Source organism: Shewanella sp. 30m-14, assembly GCF_052977125.1.
In genome coordinates this window covers 61,636-84,718 of record NZ_JBRILW010000001.1, presented here as the reverse complement: position 1 = coordinate 84,718, position 23,083 = coordinate 61,636, and the positions used below count along the sequence as shown (strand labels likewise).

15 protein-coding genes are annotated in these 23,083 nt (G+C 43.9%); 7 read left to right on the top strand and 8 right to left on the bottom strand.

The genetic code is table 11. The features are described 5' to 3' along the window. Nucleotides 1-813 precede the first annotated feature (813 nt). Entirely contained in the window at nucleotides 814-1,434 is a 621-nt protein-coding gene (locus tag ACVBIU_RS00385; protein WP_447162861.1) for a LysE family translocator, read from the top strand. Between the two features lie 143 nt (nucleotides 1,435-1,577). Here ACVBIU_RS00385 and ACVBIU_RS00380 read toward each other — a convergent pair whose 3' ends face one another. Further along, the gene (locus ACVBIU_RS00380) at nucleotides 1,578-2,789 is read right to left on the bottom strand and encodes a GNAT family N-acetyltransferase (protein WP_447162862.1); all 1,212 of its coding nucleotides are present in this window, start codon (nucleotides 2,787-2,789) and stop codon (nucleotides 1,578-1,580) included. 586 nt (nucleotides 2,790-3,375) lie between these two features. Between ACVBIU_RS00380 and ggt the strand changes: the two genes are divergently transcribed. Then, nucleotides 3,376-5,091: a gamma-glutamyltransferase gene (gene ggt / locus ACVBIU_RS00375; protein ID WP_447162021.1), complete on the top strand. Its 1,716-nt coding sequence runs from the start codon at nucleotides 3,376-3,378 to the stop codon at nucleotides 5,089-5,091. A 237-nt stretch (nucleotides 5,092-5,328) separates the two neighbouring features. Next, the gene (rihA, locus tag ACVBIU_RS00370) at nucleotides 5,329-6,297 is read left to right on the top strand and encodes a pyrimidine-specific ribonucleoside hydrolase RihA (RefSeq protein WP_447162017.1); all 969 of its coding nucleotides are present in this window, start codon (nucleotides 5,329-5,331) and stop codon (nucleotides 6,295-6,297) included. A gap of 289 nt (nucleotides 6,298-6,586) precedes the next feature. Here rihA and ACVBIU_RS00365 read toward each other — a convergent pair whose 3' ends face one another. After that, the gene (locus ACVBIU_RS00365; protein ID WP_447162863.1) at nucleotides 6,587-8,521 is read right to left on the bottom strand and encodes a B12-binding domain-containing radical SAM protein; all 1,935 of its coding nucleotides are present in this window, start codon (nucleotides 8,519-8,521) and stop codon (nucleotides 6,587-6,589) included. A gap of 1,261 nt (nucleotides 8,522-9,782) precedes the next feature. Here ACVBIU_RS00365 and rarD point away from each other — a divergent pair. Next, nucleotides 9,783-10,724, top strand: a complete 942-nt coding sequence (rarD, locus tag ACVBIU_RS00360; protein ID WP_447162864.1) for an EamA family transporter RarD — start codon at nucleotides 9,783-9,785, stop codon at nucleotides 10,722-10,724. A 219-nt stretch (nucleotides 10,725-10,943) separates the two neighbouring features. Here the strand turns inward: rarD and ACVBIU_RS00355 are convergent, their stop codons facing one another. Continuing rightward, the gene (locus tag ACVBIU_RS00355) at nucleotides 10,944-12,518 is read right to left on the bottom strand and encodes a methyl-accepting chemotaxis protein (RefSeq protein ID WP_447162865.1); all 1,575 of its coding nucleotides are present in this window, start codon (nucleotides 12,516-12,518) and stop codon (nucleotides 10,944-10,946) included. 418 nt (nucleotides 12,519-12,936) lie between these two features. Here ACVBIU_RS00355 and ACVBIU_RS00350 point away from each other — a divergent pair, with 418 nt between their 5' ends. Together ACVBIU_RS00350 and ACVBIU_RS00345 are read left to right on the top strand one after the other, a co-directional pair. Further along, nucleotides 12,937-15,126, top strand: coding sequence for a M3 family metallopeptidase (locus tag ACVBIU_RS00350; RefSeq protein ID WP_447162866.1), 2,190 nt, complete (start codon nucleotides 12,937-12,939; stop codon nucleotides 15,124-15,126). Between the two features lie 323 nt (nucleotides 15,127-15,449). Then, nucleotides 15,450-17,606 (top strand): bifunctional 2',3'-cyclic-nucleotide 2'-phosphodiesterase/3'-nucleotidase, encoded by a 2,157-nt coding sequence (locus ACVBIU_RS00345; RefSeq protein ID WP_447162867.1) that lies wholly within the window; start codon nucleotides 15,450-15,452, stop codon nucleotides 17,604-17,606. A gap of 184 nt (nucleotides 17,607-17,790) precedes the next feature. Here ACVBIU_RS00345 and ACVBIU_RS00340 read toward each other — a convergent pair whose 3' ends face one another. The 3 genes from ACVBIU_RS00340 to ACVBIU_RS00330 all read right to left on the bottom strand — a co-directional run bounded on the left by ACVBIU_RS00340 (nucleotide 17,791) and on the right by ACVBIU_RS00330 (nucleotide 19,003). Next, a complete protein-coding gene (locus tag ACVBIU_RS00340) occupies nucleotides 17,791-17,973 on the bottom strand; it encodes a hypothetical protein (protein ID WP_447162868.1) in 183 nt (60 codons plus the stop codon). 332 nt (nucleotides 17,974-18,305) lie between these two features. Beyond that, nucleotides 18,306-18,608 carry a Fis family transcriptional regulator gene (locus ACVBIU_RS00335; RefSeq protein WP_447162869.1) on the bottom strand — a complete coding sequence of 101 codons (303 nt, stop codon included), beginning with the start codon at nucleotides 18,606-18,608 and terminating at the stop codon, nucleotides 18,306-18,308. Nucleotides 18,609-18,634: 26 nt separating this feature from the next. Then, a complete protein-coding gene (locus tag ACVBIU_RS00330; protein ID WP_447162009.1) occupies nucleotides 18,635-19,003 on the bottom strand; it encodes a hypothetical protein in 369 nt (122 codons plus the stop codon). Nucleotides 19,004-19,197: 194 nt separating this feature from the next. Between ACVBIU_RS00330 and ACVBIU_RS00325 the strand changes: the two genes are divergently transcribed. Beyond that, nucleotides 19,198-19,809, top strand: a complete 612-nt coding sequence (locus ACVBIU_RS00325) for a DUF938 domain-containing protein (RefSeq protein ID WP_447162008.1) — start codon at nucleotides 19,198-19,200, stop codon at nucleotides 19,807-19,809. 14 nt (nucleotides 19,810-19,823) lie between these two features. On the opposite strand, the gene yjjG is transcribed toward ACVBIU_RS00325, so the two are convergent. Together yjjG and ACVBIU_RS00315 are read right to left on the bottom strand one after the other, a co-directional pair. After that, a complete protein-coding gene (gene yjjG / locus ACVBIU_RS00320) occupies nucleotides 19,824-20,510 on the bottom strand; it encodes a pyrimidine 5'-nucleotidase (protein ID WP_447162007.1) in 687 nt (228 codons plus the stop codon). 664 nt (nucleotides 20,511-21,174) lie between these two features. Further along, nucleotides 21,175-22,965, bottom strand: a complete 1,791-nt coding sequence (locus ACVBIU_RS00315; RefSeq protein WP_447162870.1) for an acyl-CoA dehydrogenase C-terminal domain-containing protein — start codon at nucleotides 22,963-22,965, stop codon at nucleotides 21,175-21,177. Nucleotides 22,966-23,083 lie beyond the last annotated feature (118 nt).

The window sequence follows — 23,083 nt, the reverse complement described above, 5'->3', positions numbered from 1 at the left end:
AGTACTCAAACCTATACGGCCCAAATGAAGGCACCAATTACCAGTGTAGATGCGGCTGAGGCCGTCGAAAACAGGGACGTTTTCGTTGAGCTCACAAGGACGTGCTCGCAGCGAGCCTCAGCAGTATCTGCACATTCCCCCGCTGGAGGCGATTAGTTCCACCTTTACGCAAAGGCAAACACGTTTTGGGGCATTTTCAATTTAGAAATCGAACCACCATGGCTAAATGAAGGCGCCAATTATCAAGTGTAGATACGGCCGTGACCGTCCATGTTTTGGTGAGAGGTAACGGAGTTATCAAGTTTTCGAACGAGAGGCAGGATGCCGAACTGGCTTTTTAGCAGGGATGCTATTCGTCATGGCCGAGCTTCCAAGGATGGACTTGTTGCGTGTCACGGCAGTGTCTGCACATAAGGTCGTTCCTTCACATCTGACCCATAGGGATATGGGAAATGTCATTATGATGTAGGGAACATCATTGACCATGTGATCACGATATTCGGACGTCCTGTCCAGCACCCGCTGCAGGCGATTGATAACTCTAAAGCTACGATCCAGAATTCGCTATTTGGTAACACAAACCAAAAAATCTCAGTTCTAAAGATCTTTGTTTTGGGCGCTGACAGATTGAATTCAAAAGAGCCAGCTAATGCTGGCTAAACCGTACGTGCTTAGGAGCGCTATTTTATATGACTAAAAACTAGCTCACCGACTGGTTTTTATGCTCTCAGCTCTACCCTAACTCGCGTTTATTCTCTACACTGTGCCACCTTTTTCTATCCATGCTCGATTAATCTCGATTTGAATTAAATAATGCCAGATTTAACTTTATTAGCCGTGTTTTTACCGACCTTCTTTTTTGTCTCCATTACCCCGGGAATGTGCATGACTCTTGCCATGACTTTAGGTATGAGTATTGGCTTTCGCCGCACGCTATGGATGATGCTTGGTGAGCTCGTTGGCGTCGCCTTGGTGGCCGTCGCTGCAGTCATGGGCGTTGCCAGCATCATGCTTAACTATCCTGAGCTGTTTTCAATTCTTAAATGGGCTGGCGGACTCTATTTGGTCTACATCGGCATTAATATGTGGCGTTCAAGGGGAAAGATGGCGATTGTTGAAGGTCAACAAACATCTAGCGTCAGTAACCTTGAACTTATCTCTCAAGGCTTTTTCACCGCAATCGCTAATCCTAAGGGCTGGGCGTTTATGGTGTCATTATTGCCGCCATTTATTAGTGTTGAGCGTGAAGTCGCGCCGCAACTTTTGGCGCTAGTCAGCATTATTCTATTTACCGAATTAACCAGTATGATGGCTTACGCCGCAGGTGGAAAAAGCTTAAGAATATTCTTAAGCCGCGGTGATAACATAAAATGGATGAACCGTATTGCAGGTAGCCTGATGATAGGTGTGGGCCTCTGGTTAGCGCTTGGCTAATGCTTAGTTGGTATTAGTTAGCGCTTAGCTGGTGTGAGTTCATGATTAGTTGGCGCTGAGTTCATGCTTAGTTCGCCATTAGCAATAGCAGACTCAGCCATAGCCATAGCCGTCGCATTCAATTGTGATAAAACAGAGCCTCGTTAGGCTCTGTTTTTGTATGGCAGTTTTGACTTAAGTTGCTGCATATAAATCTTTGTATTCTCAGCTTCTTGACGAGTAAAACTGTCAATTGCCAGTCTAAACTCATCATGGCAGATTTCATGATTTGAGAAAGTCTCCACCGGCTCAAACCCTCTTGGGACTTTATGCTCTCCCTGAGCTCCCGCATCAAATACCTGTAGCTTATTGGCAATACAATACGCTATTCCTTGGTAATAGCAGGTTTCAAAATGTAAGCCGTCTACTTCAACTAAACAGCCCCAATAACGGCCATATAAATGAGTCTCTGTTTTAAAGTACAGTGCAGACGCAATACACTCTCTATCTTGATTACGAACCACTAAAAGCACGATTGACTCGGGCATGGTCTTAGCTAACGCCTCAAAAAATGCCAGGTTAAGATAACCATAATGCCCAGAACGTTTAGCATAAGTTTGCTGATAACAGCGATAAAACATCTTCCACAGATCGGCAGAAATTTGTTCTCCTTCAATAAACTCAAAGCTCAGGCCTAAAGGCGAGAGCTTTTGTCGTTCTTTATTAATGTCTTTTCGCTTACGCGACGTAAGTGACTGTAAAAAAGCTTGAAAGTCATCGTACTCGCGATTAAACCAATGAAACTGAGTGCCTAAACGCTGTAAGTTGTCCTGCTTTGAAAAATCAGTAAACTGTGATTGAGGTAGAAACAAACAATGCCAGCCAGAAAAACCATACTCAGATAAGCAGTTATTCAGAGTCTGGTTAATAAGCTGCCAGAGGGCTTGCTGAGCCTCAATACTAGCGTCTTTAGCGACTCCGAGGCGCATTCCTGTTACTGGCGTAAACGGAATGGCTGATACTAACTTGGGATAATAGGGCAACTGGTGGCGTTCATACGCCTCTGCCCAGGCCCAATCAAAAACGTATTCACCATAAGAATGGCTTTTAATATATAAAGGCATCACCGCTATAACGCGGCGACTCTCATCCGTTGTCGTCTCCCTAATGATTACATGTAACGGGGTCCAGCCACTTTGACTGCCAACACAGCCGCTTGACTCAAGCGCTGCCAAGTATTGATGCTGATTAAATGGATTACTATCGTGCATGAGCGCATTCCAAGTGTTGGCAGGCACCTTGTCGATAGCATCGATGAGATCAACCTCATACAGGGCGGTCCCCTCCTCACTTGTCGCTGCAGCATGTTTATCCAAACTCATCTCCCTTTGCCGTTACTGTTATGGTTAATATGGCTATTACTGTTACATTTGCCCATCGTTTAAGCTAACCACGTTGCCTCAGTAGTTTTACTTATGGTGTAAACATACAATATCGTGGGCTTACTATTTTGACTTACTATTTTGGACTTACTATTGTGAAATTATAGTGCGCACTTAATAGTGTAAGCTAACAGCGCAGTACCCATTAACCAAAGATCTGCAAACATATAATAACCCGCCTCATTGCTTTGTTAATCCGCTCATAATACAAACTCGCTAGGATTTTTCCCATCGACTTGCATTTAACACCAATAAACGTCACATTGCTGTCACGATATTTGAACCACACAGGTTTCAATCAACAACATTTAGCGCCACTTCTGTGACGACTACGACTCACTCGTTTCCTTGCTTTTATAACCGTTAATCATCATATTTGGGCAATAACAATAAATACAAAGGATTGAAAATGCGCGCTTTTAAGACTCTAGCTGACAAGACCCTAGCCCTTAAAACCTCAGACTTTAAAACTTCTTACCCTAAAATATCTGGCTTTAAAGTATTAGCCTTCACCATTTCGATGGCTATCCCCTTGACTACTCTAACGCTTGCTGCATGTTTCCCATTACAAGCAACAGCTAAAGAAACATCGATTTATAGCCATATGGCGACCGCTCAACCTATTTGGGCACAGCATGGCATGGTATCGAGTCAGGAGGCGCTTGCGACTCAGGCGGGGGTTGAAATTTTAAAACAAGGCGGCAACGCGGTTGATGCCGCGGTGGCTGTTGGTTTTAGCTTGGCTGTAACACTGCCAAGAGCGGGTAACATCGGTGGCGGTGGCTTTATGCTAGTTCACCTAAGCGAGCCTAATAAAACCATCGCTATCGATTATCGCGAAATGGCGCCCGCTAAAGCCCATCGTGATACTTTCCTCGATGAACAAGGTAACCCAGTGAATAAGTTAAGCCGTGAACACGGTTTAGCTGTCGGCGTACCGGGCACAGTGATGGGCATGGAGCTTGCATTAGAAAAATACGGCACCATGACCATGAAACAGGTGACTCAAACTGCGATTAACCTGGCTAAAGACGGAATTAAAGTCACCCCAGATCTGCATGCCTCTTTATCTGGCCTTAAACGCCGCATCGCCCAATGGCCGAGTTCTTCCGAGATTTTTTACAAAGCCGATGGCAGTGACTACCAAACCGGAGAACTATTAAAGCAGCCAGAATTAGCGCACTCACTGTCACTGATTGCTAAATCAGGCAGTAAAGGGTTTTATCAAGGCGAGACTGCTGAAAAGCTGGTTCACGCCATCCAATCTGCCGGCGGGATCATGACCTTAGGCGATCTTAAACACTATAAGGTTATTGAGCGTGAGCCCGTTGTCGGTGAATACCGAGGTTATCAAGTAGTCTCTATGCCACCGCCTTCATCGGGCGGCATTCACATTATCGAAATGCTCAATATGCTAGAAGGCTACCCCATAAAAGAGCTTGGCCTTAACACGGCAGCCACCTTGCATTTGATGACTGAGGCGATGAAACGCGCCTATGCCGACCGCAGCGAATACTTAGGCGACCCTGATTTTTATGATGTGCCTGTTAACGCATTAGTGAGTAAGGATTACGCTAAGCAATTAGCCAAGCAAATCTCATTAGATAAGGCTACGCCAAGCACTGACATTAAGCCCGGCAAACTTGCCCCCTATGAGAGCAATCAAACCACACATTACTCTGTGGTGGATAAATGGGGCAATGCTGTATCAAACACTTATACCCTCAACTTTAGCTATGGCTCAGGCCTAGTAGCTAAAGGCACGGGGATTTTACTCAATAATGAAATGGATGACTTTTCGGCTAAACCGGGCGTGCCTAACGGCTATGGTCTGGTTGGCGGTGAAGCGAATGCGGTAGAGGCAAACAAGCGTCCTTTAAGCTCGATGAGCCCAACCATTGTGATGAAAGATGGCAAACCTTATATCGTCACTGGTAGCCCAGGGGGATCACGCATTATTACCACTACGATGCAGATCATCATGAATGTGATTGACCACGATTTAAATATTGCCGAGGCCACCAATGCGCCGCGCGTTCATCACCAATGGCTGCCAGATGTGCTGCGGGTTGAGCATACGCTCAATCGAGATACACAGACCTTACTTAAAGCCAAAGGTCATGAGGTCAAAGTGAATAATGCCATGGGTTCGACGCAATCGATTATGGTTACTGAACAAGGTATTTTTGGCGCGAGCGACCCTCGCCGAGCTGGTAGCGAGACCGCTGGCTATTAACGTCATTGCAATAGGCGTTTAGACTAAGCCGTTTAATACAAAACCGGCCCTTAGCATAGTGCATAGCTAAGGGCCTTTTTGTGGATAGAGCAAAACCGCACTATTGATTCAGCAGCTTATGAATCAGCAGCTTAAAAGCGATTACTCAGTCACAGTATTTGGCTTAATAACGCTCTAGGATGCTTAGCAAGAATCGAAATAACATTTTAATAAACCTTCATTTTGCGGAGCCTAACAATGAGCCCTACTCTACACAACCAACACTCCCATAAAGTTACCCCGATTATTCTTGACTGCGATCCTGGCCATGATGATGCCATTTCATTAATTTTAGCAATGAGCAGCAATAAGCTTAATCCTTTAGCGGTAACCACCAGCGCAGGCAATCAAACTCCCGATAAAACCTTAAACAACGCGCTGCGTATTTTAACCTTACTTGAGCGTCACGATATCCCCGTTGCCGCAGGCGCACCTAAGCCGTTAGCTCGTGAGCTGATTATTGCCGACAATGTGCATGGTGAAAGTGGCTTAGATGGCCCAAAACTGCCCGATCCAGCTTTTGCACCGCAATCGATATCAGGCATTGAGCTGATGGCGCAAAAAGTACGTGAAAGTGACGAAGCGGTAACGCTAGTGCCATCTGGGCCGTTAACCAATATCGCACTGTTTTTAGCGACCTACCCTGAACTTCATTGCAAGGTAGAGCGGATCGTGTTGATGGGCGGCGCTGCCGAAGCGGGTAACTGGACACCAGCAGCTGAGTTCAATATCTTTGTTGATCCAGAAGCCGCCGACATGGTGTTTAAGTCTGGTATTCCTATCACCATGTGTGGCCTTGATATAACTCACCAAGCACAAATTATGGATGAAGATATTGAGCGTATTCGTAAAATACCTAACCCTGTAGCCAAGTGCGTTGCAGAGTTGCTCGACTTCTTTATGATCTACCACAGAGATCCTAAGTGGGGCTTTGAGGGCGCTCCACTACACGACCCTTGTACTATCGCTTGGCTACTTAAACCTGAGCTATTCACCTCATACGACTGCTGGGTTGGCGTAGAGACTAAGGGCGAATACACCCAAGGCATGACGGTAGTGGATCGTTACCAATTGACCAATAATCCTCACAATACTCAAGTGTTATGTAAACTCGATCGACAAGGTTTTGTTGATTTAATCGTTGAATGCTTAAACGCATATAACTAATGATTTTTAGCTAATGAGCTGCAGCTAGCCTGTTATCGCTAACGCTGTACTGATAGCGCTATATTGATAGCGCTATATTGATAGCACTAAATTGATAGCACTAGATTGATAGCACTAGATTGATAGCACTAGATTGATAGCACTAGATTGATAGCACTAGATTGATAGCACTAGATTTATGGTTATAACTTCATAAGCGTTTATTTATAAAAATGAAAAGGCCACTTTCTGCAGCAGAAAGTGGCCTTTTAGCATTAAAACTTATCGCTATTTAGCTAGAGAATGACGATTAGTCTTCGCTAGTTTCAATTAGATTATTAATCGCTTTTGAGATCAGATCTTTCTTCATCTGCGTTTTAGCCACTTTTTGGTTAAACCAAAAGCTCATCGGCTGCTCAAAACCAATACCGTGCATATAGTTGTAAATCGCTTTACGCAGCCCCTCGCCGAGCATTTCATGATCTGTGCCCGTTGGATCTGTAAAGTCGACATCGTTTTCAGCAAATAAAATCTCAGGGCGCTCGCAAAGCGTAATACCAAACTGCTCAGGATTAATACCGATAGGACTATGGATAGTCGCCACAAAACGGTGCCAGTATGCAGACTGAAAACACCCCTGACTCATCATCTGACGTACCATTTCCAGCGAATCAACCGTTTCTTGCTCCGTTTGAGTCGGAAAACCGTACATCAAATAAGCGTGAACCAATATGCCGGCATCACTAAAGGCTTTGGTGACTTGGGCAACGCGCTCAACGCTCACGCCTTTTTTCATCAGTTTCAACAGACGATCTGACGCCACCTCAAGGCCACCACTCACTGCGATACAGCCAGAATCAGCGAGTAACTGGCAACGCGCTTGGCTAAAGGTTCTCTCAAAACGAATGTTGCCCCACCAGCTGATCACGACATTGCGCTCAATTAAACGCTTAGCGAGTGTAAACAAAAGCTTTGGCGGTAGCGCTTCATCGACAAAGTGGAAACCTGTTTCACCAGTTTCTTCAATCAATTGCTCTATTCTATCCACCAACACATCGGCGCTAGCGGCATCAAAACGGTCGATATAATCTAAGCTGACATCACAAAAGCTACATTTACGCCAGTAACAGCCGTGGGCGATGGTAAGTTTATTCCAGCGTCCGTCGCTCCAAATGCGGTGCATTGGGTTAAGCATTTCACACAAAGATAGATATTCACCTAATGGCAGGCCGTCATACACAGGTGCACCCACATCGGTTTGCGGAATATCGTGCAGCTCAGTGTTTTCGTTAAAGTGTACGTAAGGCTCGCCATTTTCATCCTCAGCAAGGAAATAGGTACGCACCAAATCATCAATCTCACGCTGTCCTTGGAAATATTCAAGCAAGGTAATAAATGGACGCTCGCCATCATCAAGACAGATAAAATCAACAAACTCAAACACACGGGGATCTTTAAGCGCACGTAGCTCGGTGTTGATAAAACCGCCGCCCATTACAATAGGAAGCTCTGGATTGATGGCTTTACAGGTTTGTGCAATACGCAGCGCGCCCAACATATTGCCAGGGAAAGGCACGGTTAATGCGACCACATTAGGCTGGGTTTCTTCTAAATATTGCTCGACTAACTGTTCTAGAATTTCTGAGCTAAAACTTGGCTCGTCCATCAAGGTATCGTAAAGGTTATCAAAGCTTGGGTTGGCCGCAGCAAGCTTCTCGCCATAACGGCTGACTTCAAAGTAAGGATCAACCCCTTGAGTGATAACGTTCGATAAGTCGTTAATAAACAGCGTGGCTAAATATTTGGCTTTATCTTGTACACCAAGATTACCAAAAGCCGCTTGCAACACATCGCCAGATACCGCTTCCATCTGGGCAATCGTGTCAAACGCAGGGCCTTCAGGTAAAAAGCGGCGCGAGTTAATACGCAGTGCAAGACTGGGATCTTTGCCTTGTAAAAAGCGAATAGCAGGTTCAACGGCAAGGTGATAGCGGTCATACTCGGCCAGAAAATTGAAAATAACATCAGGCAGCTCATCATCTTCAAAATGCTCGTAGTTTTCTTCCACATGCTGACGAATAACCTCCAGCGCAGGCGCTGTCATCATCTCTAGGAAAAGCTCAATAGCAGGATCTCGCTGCACCGCCTCATAACCTCGAGAGCGTAAAAAACCCGTTAAATACGCTGTTGCCGGATAAGGCGTATTGAGCTGGGTCATAGGTGGAGTCATTAGAAGAACGGTCATAGCCTGCCTTTAAATAGTAAAACTTGAATACTCTGTTAGAAACTGAACGGTTTGATACAACAGTCCATTGGAAAACGTACCAGTGACGACGGGACAGTGATAAGTCCGTAAAGTTGGCCTATGAAAGCCATCAATGAAAACGGTCACTAAGCTTCCGTTACACCCGCCACTAAATAGCTTCAGTAAATGCCATCAGTTTATAAAGAGTGTGGCAGCAAAAAACGCAGCCAAAAAAATAATGAGGGATTCTAGCAAATGTACTAAATAAAAACCCGAAAATTAGCAGATGATAGCTTGATTTAGCAGCTGCACTTTAGGCATTGCCTAAAAAGTGCTTACCTTTGAGTAAAAAGCTCAGCGACGCGGCAGCAGGGATAATCGAATGATGTGCTCAGATGGTCACAGATGAACCTTACCTCATAATGACACTCCCAACTCCCTATGGGTCAGACCTGAAGAAACGAGCTTATGTGCAGACGTTACAGAGGCTCGCTGCAAACGTCAAAACACTGAAAAATACTCGCTTTACATCAATAGGTTACATTGATATGTTGAGTGCAAATCAATCAGCGGTTAATATTTATCCGAGACGCAGGATAATAAGCTGTTCGATGTTTTCAAGGAGGATTCATCATGTTATTCGAGAAGTTAATCACAACGAGAATTAACTGTGACACCCATGATTATTAGCTGGATTTTCAACCGCCCGGTAATAAATTATCACTTGTCGTCTGTTCCCTTACAGATATCATTCTTTATCAGCTGAGTACTTTACCGCTATGAGCAAAATTAAAAACATCACTCGCATTTTTTTGGTATGTATAGTTTCTACATTTTTATCGATTTTATTAATAGAGAGCGTAGGTGTTGATGCGACTCAAGCAAATATATTTTCTTGGGGTAAATTTTCATTTCCAGTATTCATTTTACTTATGGTTTGTATTGACTCAGCTCAAGCATCAATCTTAAAGCTTATGAATTTGACGACTAATTCATCTACATTCTCCAAGACTAGCGGTAACCGTTAACTTATTTGCTGCACTTCAGGTGATAAATAGCGACTTTAGATTGTTTCCTCGTAAGACATTGACACTGGGGGCCTAAACGATAAAACAGTTCGACTAAGCTCAATCCTTAGCAACATCGATACCTTACTTAACTACTGAATCAACAGCACAAAGTGATATAAATCACACTCTTTGCGCTCAGCTAATGAGAAAATAGCGCCTTTCATAGCCTAATCCGTTCTAGCCAAATTCATATGCAATCCACAACCTCACAAAACGCTGCCTCTACATTTAAAGGCAACGCACTTGCTGCTTTCTCGTTTCTATTATGGGGCTTGATGCCGCTCTATTATCATTTTTTGCCAAATGCCAATATTAATGAATTATTGGCGTTTAGGATCTTGTTCTCAGTCCCTTTTATGATAGTGGTATTCCTACTTATGGGTCGCAAGATGCCTTCTATTTCACAGCTTAAAGCCGACAAAAAGTCTGTGCTGCTGTGTGGGTTGGCATCACTGATTATGTGCGTCTCTTGGTACAGCTTTACCTGGGCTATCACCCATGGACAAGTGCTTGCAGCCAGCTTAGGTTTTTTTATTAACCCACTTTTTGCTATCGGCTTGGGTGTACTGTTTCTTGGAGATAAATTAACTGCAGCACAAAAAATGGCGGTATTTTTGGGGTTCTGCGGTATCAGCTATATGGTCTATAGCTATGGAGAACTTCCATGGCTTGCACTCAGTATGGGCAGTTTCTTTGCACTCTACGGCTTGTGCAAAAAATTTATTCGCTTTGACTCACTGACCTCTGTCACTGTTGAAGCCGCTCTATTAATGCCATTTGCCGCGATCTATTTAGTCTGGTTGTGGAGTTCAGATCAAAGTGTGGCAATATCTTCTGCGTTATCAGGACAGACATCGGTATTGCTGCTGTATATTGGCTCAGCTCCTGTAACGTTAATGCCTCTAGTCTTCTTTGCGCTGGCCATCAGGGCGACAAGCTTGTCAATGATAGGGCTAATGCAATATATCGAACCTAGCTTACAATTCCTTATTGCTGTTATTTTATTTAATGAAGTTTTTGATCAGGTTAAAGCGGTGAGTTTCGCCTTGATATGGACCGGACTACTGCTATGTTCACTTGAAGCTCTACCTGCGCTAAGACACAAGTATCGAGCCAGCAAACATCCAAGTTAGTGATACACGTTAGGGTGAACCGTAGCGATTAGCACTACGGTTCACCCACCAGCTTGTACCATCTTAATCTAAATCACAGGAACGATGGGCTAAAGCCCAAGCTACACAAAGCAGCATTATCCGTCTTAGCCCTAACCGTTTAAACTTTTCCTCGAACCTAGGTCCTAGAACCTAAGACCTAAGACCTAGAACCTATGACCTGCTCTTCCTTCTTTTAAATCATATCTTTCTCTGTACGCTTTGCTCCCAAAACTGCTTCGACAAATTATGGGTCTTGGTCGATAGCCTCGACACCTGCTCGCCTCGCTCTGTAGCATCCATTGTTTGCTCCAAGCTCTCTAACGACAGCTCACTTATCACCTGTATCGAGTGGCTAATATCATTGGCTACGGTTGTTTGCTGCGTCATTGCACAGGCATTTTCGTCACTCATTAGATTCATCTTAATGATAGACTCACGCAGCGTTTCAAAAGACTCATCGACTTGCTTGGCAAGCTCCACTGACTGCTCAGCCTTACGTTGCCCTGCAGCCATTGTTATACCCGCCCTTTCAGTGCTGTCTCTAAATTTACTCACAATCGCTTCAATATGCGATGTCGACTCGCTAGTTCGGCTTGAAAGTTGACGCACTTCATCGGCAACAACGGCAAAGCCTCGTCCCGACTCTCCAGCTCTTGCGGCCTCAATGGCTGCATTTAATGCCAACAGGTTTGTTTGCTCGGCAATACCACGAATCACATCCAATACCTTATTGATATCTTGGCTATCTTGCTCTATCGATGCGACTACTGAAGCAAAGTTACCCACCTCATCTTTAAGTTGATTGATAGAGTCAATAACGCGCACGAGTAACTCATGGCCTTTTTCAGCCGACTGGTTACTCATCGACATTTCACGAGCCGCATTATGAATGTTTTGGCTCACCTCATTAAAGCTAGCGCTCATCTCTTCCATTGCGGTTGCTGCTTGGCTCGTTTGTTGGCTCTGGCTATCTGCACGCTGGCGAGTATTGGCGATCGTGTCGTTTAAGCTGCCGCTAAGAGACTCTATTGAACCCGCAGAATCGGCCATACGTCCAACCACACCACCGGTTTCGGTGAGTAGAAATTGCAGGGCAAAACTCACCTTACCTATTTCATCTTGTCGCCCAGTAAACACCCCTGTTGCTAATGGGTCGTCTACCGTTTTGGTTGCCTGTGCCACCAAGTGGTTAAAGGGTTTTAAGATCAGCTTAAGTCCAACAACTGCAGCCGAGCCCACCACAAGAGCCGCCATTATTGGTGAATAGCTAGCAAGTAGCACTGCACACAAAACAGACAACATTAACCATGCGTATAGTTTTACGCCAAAACCTAACAGCGGTTTACGTAATGCTTGAGGTGTTTTTCCCGCTTGAATCCCCTGATAGATCCCTTCGGCACGGCTTATTTGCTCTGGCGTGGCTTTACGGCGCACCGATTGGTACTCGTGAATTTTGCCATTTTCATAGACGGGGGCGATATATGCATTCACCCAGTAATGGTCACCGTTTTTGGTGCGATTTTTAACAATACCGACCCATGGCTTACCTTGTTTAATTCGCTCCCAAAGTGATTTAAATGCTGCCTCTGGCATATCAGGATGGCGAACGACATTATGGGGCTGGCGTTGCAACTCATCGAAACTGTAGCCACTGACCTTGATAAAGCCTTCATTCGCGTATTTTATATTGCCATCGAGATTGGTGGTCGATAGCAAAATGCAGTTATCGGTGAGGTTTTTTTCTGTTTGGGTCACAGGTTGGTTATTTCGCATTGTTATCAGTCTTATCGCGTAAAAAAACGTACGCCATTCTTGCAAATATTTACAAGGAAAGGATTGATTACTATCACGAAAATACTGTTAGGCTCAATTTACTTTCTGTAAGTAAGCCCATAAGCGGCCTATTACGGGTTAGCCGCTTAGCTTATCAGCCTATTCCAGCTAAGCCCTATATTTGGTATACGAGAGTCAGTTTTTCTCAAGTTACTCGATTGCTTTTTTCTCATCAAACTCACATAGCACAGTATAAATAAGCCTAATAACGTGTAAAAAATCGCTAAACGCACGATTTGTTACAAACAACACCTATTTTCAATAGATTTACCACATTGAGTCGTGATACTTAAAGGGGTTAACGTCAATGCAATACAATTGACAAAAAACGATAACAAGCATACTCGGGGATATAAATATGAAGGGATTAACCCTCAAACCAATCGTTTCTGCCGTCGCACTCGCATTAGCACTGAGTGCATGTGGCGCTTCAAATACAAACACTAATACCAGCGCTGAAATACAAGTCGCTCCTAATGTTGTTGCACAGCAAATCATTGACAATAACGCCAGCAACCCATTTTTCAAGCCGTATGATACCTATTTAGGTATTCCTGATTTTGACAAAATTAAACCTGAACATTATTTACCTGCATTTAAGGCGGGGATTGCACAACACCAGGCTGAAATTCAGGCCATTATTGATAACCCTGAAGCGCCAACCTTTGCTAACACGATTGAAGCAATGGAGTTCTCTGGTAACTTAACCACTAAAGTGGCTAGCGTGTTTTACAACCTAACGGGCGCAGACACTAACGAGCAACTGCAAGCCATCTCTAAAGACGTTTCGCCAATGCTGTCATCTGCTAGCGACGATATCTTGCTTAATGATGCCCTCTTTCAAAAAGTAAAAGCGGTTTATAACCAACGCGACAGCTTGTCTCTTAATGTTGCTCAAGCAAAACTGTTAGAAGACACATACAAGTCATTTACCCGTGGCGGCGCTAACTTGAGCGAAGCGGATAAGACTCAGCTTCGGGCGCTTAACGAACAGATTGGCAAACTTAGCCTAGAGTTTGGCGATAACCTACTTGCTGAAACCAACGCATTTGAGTTAGTCATTGATAACAAAGCTGACTTAGCCGGCCTACCTGATGACGTGATTAATACTGCTGCGCAAACTGCAACTAAACGTGGTCACGAAGGTAAGTGGGTATTTACCACGTCACGTCCATCTATTACCCCGTTTCTTACCTATGCCGACAATCGCGATCTGCGTGAAGCCCTCTACAAGGGGTATGTAGAGCGTGGTAATAACAACAATGCTAATGACAACAAGAAAATCTTAGCCGAGATGGCAGCACTTCGCGCCGAACGTGCTCAACTGATGGGATATAAGACCCATGCACACTTTGTGCTTGAAGAGCGCACCGCAAAGACACCTGAAAATGTGTATGAGCTACTTAACAAAGTATGGCCAGCGGCATTGTCACAAGCAGAAGCTGAAGTGGCTGACATGCAAGCGCTTATCAACGACGAAGGCGGTGACTTTAAGCTAGCGGCCTGGGACTGGTGGTATTATTCAGATAAGATCCGCGTGGCTAAATATAGCTTTAATGAGCAACAAACCCGTCCTTACTTCTCATTAGAAAATACCCTTAAAGGTGTGTTCTATACCGCTAACCGCTTATTCGGGATCACGGTAAAAGAGCGTACCGATCTACCTAAGTACAATGATGAAGTACGCACTTGGGAAGTGTTTGATAAAAATGGCGAGCTATTGGCTATCTTTATGGGCGACTATTTTGTTCGCGATAGCAAACGTGGCGGCGCTTGGATGAACTCTTATCGTCAACAGTACAACATGGATGGCACTGACTCTACGCCAATCATCGTCAACGTGCTTAACTACCCTCGCCCAGCGGGTGATGAGCCTGCATTGTTAACATTCGATGAAGCTAGCACGCTATTTCATGAATTTGGTCATGCGCTGCACGGTATGCTCTCAAACGTTGAGTATCGTTCACAAGCAGGTACCTCTGTGCCACGTGACTATGTTGAGTTCCCATCACAGGTGATGGAAAACTGGATGACGCAACCTGAAGTGCTTGCGCAATTTGCAACACACTACAAAACAGGCGAAGTGATCCCGCAAGAGCTCGTAAAGAAAATTCAAGCCGCAAGCAAGTTCAACCAAGGCTTTGCCACCGTTGAATATATGGCTGCGACTAAGCTTGACTTAGATTGGCACACAGTGACTGACTTCACGCCAAAAGATGCGGCTAAGTTTGAAGCCGATTCGCTAAACAATATGGGACTTATCACTGAAATAGCACCACGCTATCGCAGTACTTATTTCTCACACATCTTCTCTGGCGGCTACTCTGCTGGCTACTATAGCTATATCTGGTCTGATATTTTAGGCGCCGATGCGTTTGAGGCCTTTAAAGAGAATGGTATTTTCGATAAAGCCACTGCCGATGCATTTAGAAATAACATTCTTTCTCAAGGTGGCAGCGAGGATCCGATGCAACTGTACAAGCAGTTCCGTGGTAAAGAAGCGGGCATTGACCCACTGCTACGCAGCCGTGGTTTTTTAGCTAAGTAACGCGTTAATGCTCAATAAAAAGACACGTATTTAGCGTGTCTTTTTTTGTGCCATAAAAATGTCGTTCGCCATTATTTACGCCAGCTACAACATCTAAGAATACTCGGAAAAATAGACATTTACACCACCCTTAAACCAACTAACCAGTAGAACATAGCGCAACAAATTGATACAAGCGAAACCCAGTCAAGATCACAAATCTCTCATCAATTATCTTTATACTCTGACCCCGCTAATAGTGAGTTATGCCAAAAATAAACCTATTAGTTTTTTGGGAAGGAGCACTCCTTCTCGGGGTCTAAACAAATATAAGAGTTATGGATATGTTAAATAAGAAAGTGCTAGCCGTTGTTATCGCTTCATCACTGGGACTCACTGGCTGTGATTGGCTCGATAATGATGATGACAATAATAAAGACAATACCATCAGCGTTCGCCTGATGGAGACGACTGACATCCACACCAACGTGATGCCGTACAATTACTTTGTCAGCGAAGAAGTCAACGAAACTAAGTTACCTGAATGGGGCTTAGCACGTACATCTTTGGTTATCGAAGCAACGCGTGATGAAGTTCAAAACAGCATGCTGTTTGATAATGGTGATTTAATCCAAGGTAGCCCAATGGGCGACTATATGGCGTCGCTGGGTACTGAGCACGTTAAAGAAAATACTCACCCTGTTTACAAAGCAATGAATGAATTGCAATACGATGCCGCTAACTTGGGTAACCATGAGTTTAACTACGGCCTAGAGTTCCTTGATGAGTCACTTAAAGGTTCAGACTTCCCTTATGTGAGTGCTAACGTATGGAAAGTTGATAACTCGCTAGAGAAAGTAAGCAATGCTGCACAAGAGTGTGAAGTTCGCATTACTGAAGAGTTCTACGACCAAGCTGAGCATAAGTATGAGCCATATGTGATCTTAGATCGTGAATTTAAGAGCAGTAACGGCGAGTCTTACTTAATTAAAGTGGGTGTAATTGGCTTTACCCCGCCAAACATTATGGGCTGGGATGCATCATTACTAAAATGTAATGTGATGGTGTCTGACATCAAGAAAACTGCTGAACATTATGTGCCTAAGATGAAAGCTGAAGGCGCAGACATTATTGTTGCGATTCCTCACTCAGGTCTAAATGACAATGACAATGAGTTTGCTGAAAACGCAACATTACACCTTGCCTATGTCGATAATATTGATGCAATCATGTTTGGCCACGATCACCGTGAATTCCCAAATACAACGGGTGAATACGGTGAAATCGAAGGTGTCGATGCTAAGCTTGGTCTAATTAATGGTGTTCCAGCTGTTATGCCTGGTTTCTGGGGCGCTAAGTTAGGTGTTATCGACTTAACCCTAACAACTAAAGATAACGGCGAAAGCTGGAGCGTTGACCATACTCAGTCAACTTCAGAGCTTCGTTCACTAGTACCAAACAGCTCTGACCCAATCATCGAAGACTTAGTGGCTAAAGAGCACCAAGGCACGATTGATTACATGTCTACATCTATTGCTTCAATCGATGTGAACATGAACAGTTTCTTCCCACAAGTGGTACCTGATTTATCTATTCAGGTTGTTAACGAAGCGCAACTGCACCAGTTAATGAAGTGGAAAGCTGAAGGTGAGTTTAAAGATGCTGCTGACGACGCTATCTTCTTGTCAGTTTCTGCACCTTTCAAGTCTGGCCGTAACGGTCCACAAGACTTTACCAACATCCAAGAAGGCGAGCTAACTAACGCATCTGTTGCTGATATCTATGTATTTGATAACAATACACCAGCTGTATTGAAGATGACGGGTTCTGATATGAAGAACTGGATTGAGTGGGTTAACTCAAACGCATACAACAGCCTACCTTTAGCAGCTGATGAACGCTTCCTAAATGAATCATTCCCAGGCTATAACTTTGACGTATTCTTTGGTGGTTTCAGCCAAGCTGGTGAAGGCCTACTGAAGTACACTGTAAACGTAGAAAACGAATCAAAGTACATCAAGATTAATGGCTTTGAGTATGAGACTACCACTAGTGAGCAGATTGACAGCCTAACTTATAACGGCGTTGAAATTGCTGATGATGCAGAAATCTATGTCATTACTAACAACTACCGCGCGTCTAACGTGAAAATGCCAGGTGTTGATAAAGCCGTTCTAGTTAAAGAAGAAGCGGCATTTAATAACCGTGAGTTAGTGCAATACTATCTAGAAGACTCGCTAGCAGACAACCAAGGTGATGCATCATTGGCATTCCCGAATGCTGAAGTGTTTAAGCTTGTAGCACCAGAAGCACAAGCAAAAGGTGGCGTTTGGTTTGCATCTGCAACACTAGATGAAGCGTTCCGCTGTGTAGACAACGGCATCACTGGTCTTTCTACAGAAAAAGAACAAGAAACTAAAGCGGGTACTGAAGGCTTTACTAAGTTCCACTTTAACTTTGACTACAGCGGTGAGTTCAACTGCGCGGCTAAAGCCAAGTAGTTAACACAAAGTAGCTAACACAAAGTGAATAAGGCGCCTTTAAAGTAGGTTAAATTAAAACTTAAATAAAAGCTCTAATAAACTAAAAACCCTACTTAGCGATAAGTAGGGTTTTTTATACTCAATAACTGGGCGCTTCTTTTAGACTGAAACAAATGCTTAAGCTTTTAACTTAAGCCAGTCACTAGTTTGCGGGAAAAAACAATTGGTAGACCCAGCGTGCACCATAAAACCCTGCTGGAATGCCTGCGATAATTGCAACCATTAACGCAAAAAACTTCAGTCTCTTATGATTCAAGTCAGATAAAAGCGCTTCAATATCAGAATCATGCATCGATTCTTGAGACCTTACCTTATTAGGCTCCATGTCTATTCGACTCCTTGTCCTATTCATCACTTATTATGTAACAGTGTAAACCATATTAAGTTAACTGCAGATATAGATTTTAGTATAAGAATGTTTCTAAACATTCCATACGGAGTCAAACATCCATTGGTGTGTCTGGTCTAAAAAAGATAATGCAACGGCTAAAATAAGTGCGAATGCAAAGTTGGGCAGCCAAGCTAATGCGTCAGTTCATACGTTTGCTAATACTTTAACGAACGACTGCGAATACGTTTACTAATACTTCAACGAACGACTGCGAATACGTTTACTAATACTTCAACGAACGACTGCTAACACGCAATAAGCACGCTTTATTTAGCGGGCGCAACGTGAAACCGGCACTGTTTATTGACTTTGTTCAAGCTTATACCCTCTGCTTGCAAGAGCTTTTGGGTCAATGTCTGTATTCGTGCAGTCTCACCGCTGCGGATCGCCCTATCCAATAAGCTTTGTGACTCAAATATAAAGCTTATCATCAAGCTGTCTGGCATTTTTGCAAAATTAACTTGGTGAGTCACCCACATAAACCCTGCAACTTGCTCCTTAGCGGCCTCACAAACCTGAGTCAGGATAATGCGAATAGTGTTATCAATTTTTTTATCGGTTTTTCTCAACGCAGTCTCCTTTCCCGCTTTAACGATTACTGACCTTGATTAATCGCTATCAGTTTCTTAATAAAGGCTTTTAGAGCGTCTTTAGAGCCGAAGCTAAAGGCTAACCCGTAGTGAATACCATTCACGCTCTTTTGCACTCGTTTAGGAAATCGCGTCATCTCAGAGTAATGACAATATTGGTCTTTGACATTCACGCCTTCAATCGCGCTAAAGTCAGCTTTAAACACTTCATAAGCGGGACGGATCACCAGTTGTGCTTGCTTGCCATCCACATACAGATAAAACGGTTCTTTCAACTTAGGAAGCATGTACTCGGTAACTTTCTTGATTGAAAAATTAGTTCTGCACTCAAGTTCACTCAAGAGTGAAACGATCTCATTTTGTTCTATAGCCAAAATAATGCCTGTTAACCTCAAAATTGTGCTTAGATATTAACGCTTTTTATCTACAACGCCTAAGGGTTATTGCGGGGGATATTGCGTGTTAACAGCATGATTTATTGAGTAGAGCGCTTTCTTAAGCAAATCATTGAATTTAGTTAATAGACGCGGTAAAACAGTAAGCCTAATTCGATAACAAAGCATCAACAGTGAGCTCATTACCTTACTCTCAATCTTGTGAAAACAATAAAACAGCTATAGGTGCAGTGTTAGAGCATAGCTTTAGCCAAGCCAGTCAAGTACTCGAAATTGGTAGTGGCACGGGGCAGCATGCAGTCTACTTTGCCAAGCTCTTGCCCCATGTCACCTGGCAAACCAGCGATCAACTCTGTTATCACGCGGGGATCAATGCCTGGTTAACCCAAGAGCCAAGCGACAATTTACACGCTCCCTTGGTACTTGATGTCACAGAAAATTGGCCAATAGATAAACTCGAAAATGGCCAGATTGATGCGGTGTTTACCGCTAATACCTTGCATATTATGGCTAAGTCTATGGTCGAAGATTTATTTGACGGACTAGGGAAGCATTTGGCGCTTAACGGACAATTTTGCGTTTATGGCCCGTTTAACTATCACAGACAATACAGCAGCGACAGTAATCGCAACTTCGATCAGTGGTTGTTTGAGCAAAACCCACAAAGCGCAATTCGAGATATTGAGTGGATTATTGAACTCGCAGCAAAACAGGGGCTAGTGTTAATCACTGATTACCCCATGCCTGCTAATAACCGTCTGCTGCATTTTGAAAAGCAAAGCTAACGCGTTAATAAGCTTTAAGCCACCAGCTTTGTCGCTAATATCTGGCGAAGTTCGCACAAAGAGCCCACTTGATAATGCGGGTTAATACCGTCAGGCTTCTCTGCTCCATTGCTATTAAGCCAACAGGTATGAAGACCCGCATTAATGCCGCCTAAGATATCTGAATGCGGGTTATCACCCACCATCAGTACAGAGTCCTTATCGGGATTGCCCATCAACTGCAATGCATGATTAAAGATCCCCACATCCGGTTTAGCTACGCCAACCTCTTCAGAGATCACCAAAGGCGAAAAACGATCAGCTAAGCCCACTTTTTCTAAACGTATGGTTTGTAATTGGGTAAATCCATTGGTAATAATCCCCATATTGACGCGCCCCGTTAGCGAGTCAATTAACGCTTGAGCACCTGGTAGCAGCTGACAAATTTCAGCCATTGCAGCAAGAAAATCATTATTGAGTCTTTGTGTTGAAACGGTGAGCTTGTCTGCCCATGATTCAAAACGAATATTCTGCAACTCTTGAGCGGTTAACTTACCGTCTTGATAGTCAACCCAAAGCGGTTGATTTACCGTTTGATACTGAAGGAAGTCTTGACGGGTAAAATCCACATCAAAACGGGAGAACATTAATTGTAAGCCTTGAAAAGCATCAAAGTGAAACAAGGTCTCGTCTGCGTCAAAAAGTACCCATTTATACTGCATGTTTATCCTATTAAATGAATACAGCCATCGCTGCTAAATACTGTTGTGAATACTGCAATCAATTGTGAATATTGCAATCAATTGAAAAGTGCAGTCGGTAAAGTGCGGCAAGATTAGCGCAGTAGAGGTGCTGTTGTCTAATCGCAGTCACTATCGCAATCACAATCTCAGTTACTATCTCAGTTACAATCTCAGTCACTATCTCAATCTCTATCGCAAGCCCAATAAAAGGTGATCGACTTAGCGTATTTTTTGACAAACTAATGTACGGCGAAGGGATGAGGATTGGTTATACCAATCAGTATAAAGATTTGGTCGCTCAGCGAGAGTTTAGCGGCACTGAGACAAGGCAACGAGTGAAGAGCATAGTAATTCTACGTTTAAGCTCCCTCTTGTTCCATAAGATTCACAGTATCAGAGCCGCTAAAACTCGCCATTCAGGAGCGTTTTTGGCTGCCTACTTCTGCGTTGAACAACTTCACAAGGGAGCAACCATTCTTTCAGTTATTCGCCTTGAATTAGTTTGCCAAAAAACGTTCTGAGTAGATCAACTTATTATACTGATTGGTATTATTGTGAGGTTATTCAATCTAGACCTTGATGGCTGGAAACACTCCTTCCCGCTATGGCAGTCAGGAGTGATCCGTTAAAGCCATTTTACGCGTTAAAAAGCACTGTCATCAAAGGCCATAATACCTTCACTTGCCGCTTGAATCTGCTTACGTAAGCTCCGAGTCTGCACTGCCCAGTAGTTCATATAAAATTGCGCTGTGCTCAACTTATCTTGATAAAATATACTTTCATCAGTACCACTGGCTAAAGCTTGCAACGCCTTATCGGCTGTTCGAGTCCACATCCATGCTAACGCTGTTATACCCAATATTTGCATATAAGCCATAGACGCCGCGCCAATTATATCGGGATTTTTTGGCGCATTCGCGGCTATGTAGCCCGTGGCTTTTTCAAGATCGCCCGCTGCATCCATCAAGCCGGTAATATAAGGCTTCATCGCATCATTAGACATATTGTGCTGAATAAGGCCTTTAACCTGCTCAGACCATGCCTGCAAGGTGGCGCCTTTATCTGATAGTATTTTTCGCCCGACAAGATCAAGCGCCTGCACACCATTGGTGCCTTCATAGATCATCGCAATACGGCTATCACGCACAAACTGCTCCATGCCCCATTCGTGAATATAACCGTGCCCGCCAAAGACTTGTTGAGCGTCAACACACGCCTTAAAACCTTGGTCAGTAACAAAACCTTTCACTATTGGAGTAAACAATGCCGCAAGCTTTGACGCCGCTTTAGCTTGCTCTGGGTCTTGGTGTCTCTCGGCTTCATCAAGCCAAAGTGCTTGCTGCCCCATCAATGCTCGAGTGCCTTCGTTAAAGGCTTTTTGTGACAATAACATTCGACGTACATCACCATGCACCAAGATAGAGTCTGCTGCCTGTTCTGGCTGGTTAGGGCCACTTAATGCTCGCCCTTGAATACGATCTTTGGCATAAGCTAATGCATTTTGATAAGCGATTTCAGATACGCCCAAACCTTGTACACCGACTCCGAGTCTTGCCTGATTCATCATGGTGAACATAGCGCGAAGCCCTTGGTGCGGCTCGCCGACGAGTTCACCAATAGCGCCATCAAAATTCATTACACAGGTCGAGTTACCATGGATCCCCATTTTATGCTCTAAACTGGCGGCGCAAAGGCTATTGTTCTCACCTAGGCTACCGTCATCATTAATTAGCACTTTTGGCACCACAAACAAGGAGATCCCTTTAACCCCCTCAGGAGCATCGGGAAGCCTGGCTAATACCAGATGCACAATATTGTCGGTTAAATCATGATCGCCAGATGAGATAAATATCTTTTCACCAGTGATCGAGTAGCTATCATTGCCAACAGGCAACGCTTTAGTTCGCAGCAGTGCTAAGTCAGTACCAGCATGGGATTCAGTTAGATTCATGGTGCCGGTCCATTCACCACTGACTAGTTTTTCTAAATATTTAGCTTTTAACGCCTCACTACCATGAGCATGTATCGCAGCATAAGCCCCATGAGTAAGGCCTGGGTACATAGCAAATGCCATATTGGTAGCCGTTTTCATTTCAGTGGCGAAAACGCCAACCACCTCGGGTAAACCTTGGCCACCATACTCAGGATCACAGGTGAGAGTTGCCCAACCGTTGTCAACATATTGCTGATAAGCATCAATAAAGCCTTTAGGTGTGACCACTTTACCATCAACTAAGCGGCAACCTTCCACATCCCCACTGCCATTTAATGGAAGCATAATATCGGTGGTAAAGTCTGCGACGCCTTGCAGAACGGCATCAATCAATTCCGGGTCAAATTCATCAAAGCCAGTTAGGTTTTCTTGTTGATAAACATTGAGAAGTTCGCCAAGAACAAACTGATAGTCACGTATTGGCGCTTGATAAATAGGCATAATGTCGTCCCTTTCATCTCTTATTAATAGTTATGAGTAATGGTCAGTGCTCTGACCACCATAACTAAGTTTGCACAAAAACTCAGCAATAATCTGACTTTGTTTGTACAAGAGAACA

Excerpts from the sequence above, each read along its gene's own strand:
- ACVBIU_RS00385 (WP_447162861.1), top strand. The coding sequence starts at position 814 with ATGCCAGATTTAACTTTATTAGCCGTGTTTTTACCGACCTTCTTTTTT.
- ggt (WP_447162021.1), top strand. The coding sequence starts at position 3,376 with ATGGCTATCCCCTTGACTACTCTAACGCTTGCTGCATGTTTCCCATTA.
- rihA (WP_447162017.1), top strand. The coding sequence starts at position 5,329 with ATGAGCCCTACTCTACACAACCAACACTCCCATAAAGTTACCCCGATT.
- ACVBIU_RS00365 (WP_447162863.1), bottom strand. The coding sequence starts at position 8,521 with ATGACCGTTCTTCTAATGACTCCACCTATGACCCAGCTCAATACGCCT.
- rarD (WP_447162864.1), top strand. The coding sequence starts at position 9,783 with ATGCAATCCACAACCTCACAAAACGCTGCCTCTACATTTAAAGGCAAC.
- ACVBIU_RS00355 (WP_447162865.1), bottom strand. The coding sequence starts at position 12,518 with ATGCGAAATAACCAACCTGTGACCCAAACAGAAAAAAACCTCACCGAT.
- ACVBIU_RS00350 (WP_447162866.1), top strand. The coding sequence starts at position 12,937 with ATGAAGGGATTAACCCTCAAACCAATCGTTTCTGCCGTCGCACTCGCA.
- ACVBIU_RS00345 (WP_447162867.1), top strand. The coding sequence starts at position 15,450 with ATGTTAAATAAGAAAGTGCTAGCCGTTGTTATCGCTTCATCACTGGGA.
- ACVBIU_RS00340 (WP_447162868.1), bottom strand. The coding sequence starts at position 17,973 with ATGGAGCCTAATAAGGTAAGGTCTCAAGAATCGATGCATGATTCTGAT.
- yjjG (WP_447162007.1), bottom strand. The coding sequence starts at position 20,510 with ATGCAGTATAAATGGGTACTTTTTGACGCAGACGAGACCTTGTTTCAC.
- ACVBIU_RS00315 (WP_447162870.1), bottom strand. The coding sequence starts at position 22,965 with ATGCCTATTTATCAAGCGCCAATACGTGACTATCAGTTTGTTCTTGGC.